This is a genomic window from Spirosoma sp., from assembly GCF_048594605.1.
In the GTDB taxonomy this organism is placed as follows: Bacteria; Bacteroidota; Bacteroidia; order Cytophagales; family Spirosomataceae; genus Spirosoma.
This window is the reverse complement of the sequence record NZ_JBMDWV010000354.1, coordinates 1-2463: the sequence shown is the minus strand read 5'-3', so window position 1 is coordinate 2463 and position 2463 is coordinate 1. Positions and strand designations below refer to the sequence as shown.

Below are 2463 nucleotides of genomic sequence, written 5' to 3'. Positions count from 1 at the left end.
TTATATTTTTAAGCCTGAAATGGAAGTAGTTCGGTGGGGCTTAAGTTACAGGGCCAGGGATGAAGTCAAAATAACAGTTCCGGAGAACATAGCGTCCTCGTTGTCTGTATCGGTTACCGACCTGAGTATTGACGCCGATACCAGTGATAATATTTTGTCTACGCTAATGCTTACCAGTGAACTCAAGGGTAAGGTAAATAACGCATCCTGGTATTTTAATAACCCGTCTGAGGATAAGCAACAAAAGCTGGACCTGGTAATGCTTACCAACGGGTGGCGAAGAATTAACTGGGAACAGATAGTTGCTGGCACTCTGCCTAAGATTAATTACCCCAGGGATACAACTTACATGTCTTTGTCCGGGACGGTTACAGGTATTATGCCGGGTTCGATAGGCGACGGATCAGCCGCCATGATGATCCTGACACAAAAAGATCAGCAGAATAAAATGTTGCTGGTTCCCGTGCAAAGAGATGGTACTTTTAATGATCCGTCGGTGATTCTGTTTGATACTGCCCAGGTATATTACCAGTTCCAGGATAAAAATATTAAGGGAGCTACAGCATTGTTTCTTCCCAATAAATTGCGAACGCCTCCCGTTGGAAAGTTTGACAACAAGGCACTCTTCCCCGATACAACTGGTTTGTGGAGACATTTGCAACTCTCGGCAGAGTGGATAGCCAATGTGAGCCGGAGTAAGTATAAGGAATTAGAGGCGGTTACCATCCAGGCGAAAGCAAAACCTTTAATTGAGCAGATGGATGAAAAGTATTCGTCGGGCTTATTCAGTGGTGGTGATGCAATCAAGTTCGATCTTATCAACGATAAGTTTGCAATGGTTGGAGATATATTTACGTACCTGCAGGGTAAAGTTGCAGGGCTGCAGATCTCGGGGCAGGGCGCAGGCGCTTCCTTGAGCTGGCGGGGAGGCAGTCCACAACTATATGTAGATGAGATGCCGTCAGATGTGAATATGGTATCGTCGATTAATATTACTGATGTGGCGTTTATTAAAGCTTTTAGACCTCCGTTCATGGGCGGTTTTAACGGAAGTAACGGCGCGATCGCGATTTATACCAGAAGAGGTAATGATGTGAAGCGGGAACCAGGCGCAGGCATACCCAGCGCGAGAGTGGAAGGATATAGCAATATCCGTACGTTCTATTCGCCTAAGTATTTAACCACAGAACCCGCACCCGGAGCCGACAGAGATGTTAGGACCACACTATATTGGAACCCCAATGTCACTATTGATCCCCGTACCAAACAGGCGGTCATCTCATTTTACAATAATGATGTGACAGATGCCTTCAGGGTAGTGATCCAGGGAATGACTGCGGATGGTAAGATTGCGCATCTCGAAGAGAAAATGGAGTAAATCTTTCCAGATAAGCATTAAAATAAATAGCAAATCCCGGCAAAAGTTGATTGCCGGGATTTTTGTTGATACGGTATAACACTACGGAACTAACTCCACGCCATCTAAAACAATAGATGCTGCACTAATTCCCAGTCTGATGGAGCCTGCTGCATCATAAGCATAGGGTGAGTAAGACTCAGCAATACTTGAAATGATCGCCTTTTTTAACAGCGTTTCTTTTTTTGCCTCCTTACCGTAATTGTCGGTCATGGTAATCAGGATATCGTAGCTGGCTTTTTTGTCTTTAATTGCCAGTAACAGATCTTTCTCCAGCTTGATGGGTGTGGCAGAATAATAAATATATTTTTTGGGCGCGTAAGAACTGTCTTCTTCATACAGTTCCCTGTTAATGCTGTAGCTGGCCGAGGCTAACGCGGTTTTGACTGTTTTCCCATTAAAGTTGAAGCTCATTTCTATCGAGTAGCGCTTTTCATTCTGCGCTAACAAATTCGTACTGCAAAAAGTTAAGAGGAGCAGGACGGCGGACAAGGTGAATTGTTTTTTCATTGTTGAAGTTTAATATGATGATTTGGCAACGAAAGTATATTTTTTACTGAATATTGTGATGTTCACGTCGTTACCAGATCGAATTGAAGTGGTACCGGTTGATAGCTTAAGAGTTTTGGACACACGTCGTAATGCCGGATCCCTTTTATGCAAACGATTGAGCAGTTTTTTGCGTAACGATATCAATAAATTTGTTGTAGCCCTAAATCATTTTTTTATGAATAAACTACTATTGTTTTGCTGGTTATCTTTTTGGGTAAGTAATGTCCATAGTCAGTCGGTACTATTGCCGGTGGGTGGTAATGCCTGGATCTTGGAACGCTCCAACAGTTTGCGTATCAGAAATAATGGTACTACGCAGTGGCGGGAGGATCATACAGGGTTTACTTCTTATATAAGGGTAACGAAGCCCGGATCTTTGGAAGTTAGTTTGGAGAACGAAGCCGGCGCTGCTGCTCAGTTATCAGTATCTATTTTAGGCGATGTCAAGAAGGTCAGCATCAATGGCAGAGATACTTCTTACCTGGCGGGCGAAT

Annotated in this window: 3 protein-coding genes; 2 read left to right on the top strand and 1 reads right to left on the bottom strand. The window is 43.6% G+C overall.

Features of this window, described 5'->3' with window-relative positions; translation table 11 throughout:
• Positions 1-1378 (top strand): hypothetical protein (locus tag ACOJS8_RS21405; protein ID WP_420150591.1); only part of this gene is annotated, 1378 nt, incomplete at its 5' end.
• Between the two features lie 81 nt (positions 1379-1459).
• Here the strand turns inward: ACOJS8_RS21405 and ACOJS8_RS21400 are convergent.
• Positions 1460-1927: a hypothetical protein gene (locus ACOJS8_RS21400; RefSeq protein WP_420150590.1), complete on the bottom strand. Its 468-nt coding sequence runs from the start codon at positions 1925-1927 to the stop codon at positions 1460-1462.
• Between the two features lie 217 nt (positions 1928-2144).
• On the opposite strand from ACOJS8_RS21400, the gene ACOJS8_RS21395 reads away from it, so the two are divergent.
• A partial coding sequence (locus tag ACOJS8_RS21395) for a DUF5077 domain-containing protein (RefSeq protein WP_420150589.1) occupies positions 2145-2463 on the top strand: 319 nt, incomplete at its 3' end.

Excerpts from the sequence above, each read along its gene's own strand:
- ACOJS8_RS21400 (WP_420150590.1), bottom strand. The coding sequence starts at position 1,927 with ATGAAAAAACAATTCACCTTGTCCGCCGTCCTGCTCCTCTTAACTTTT.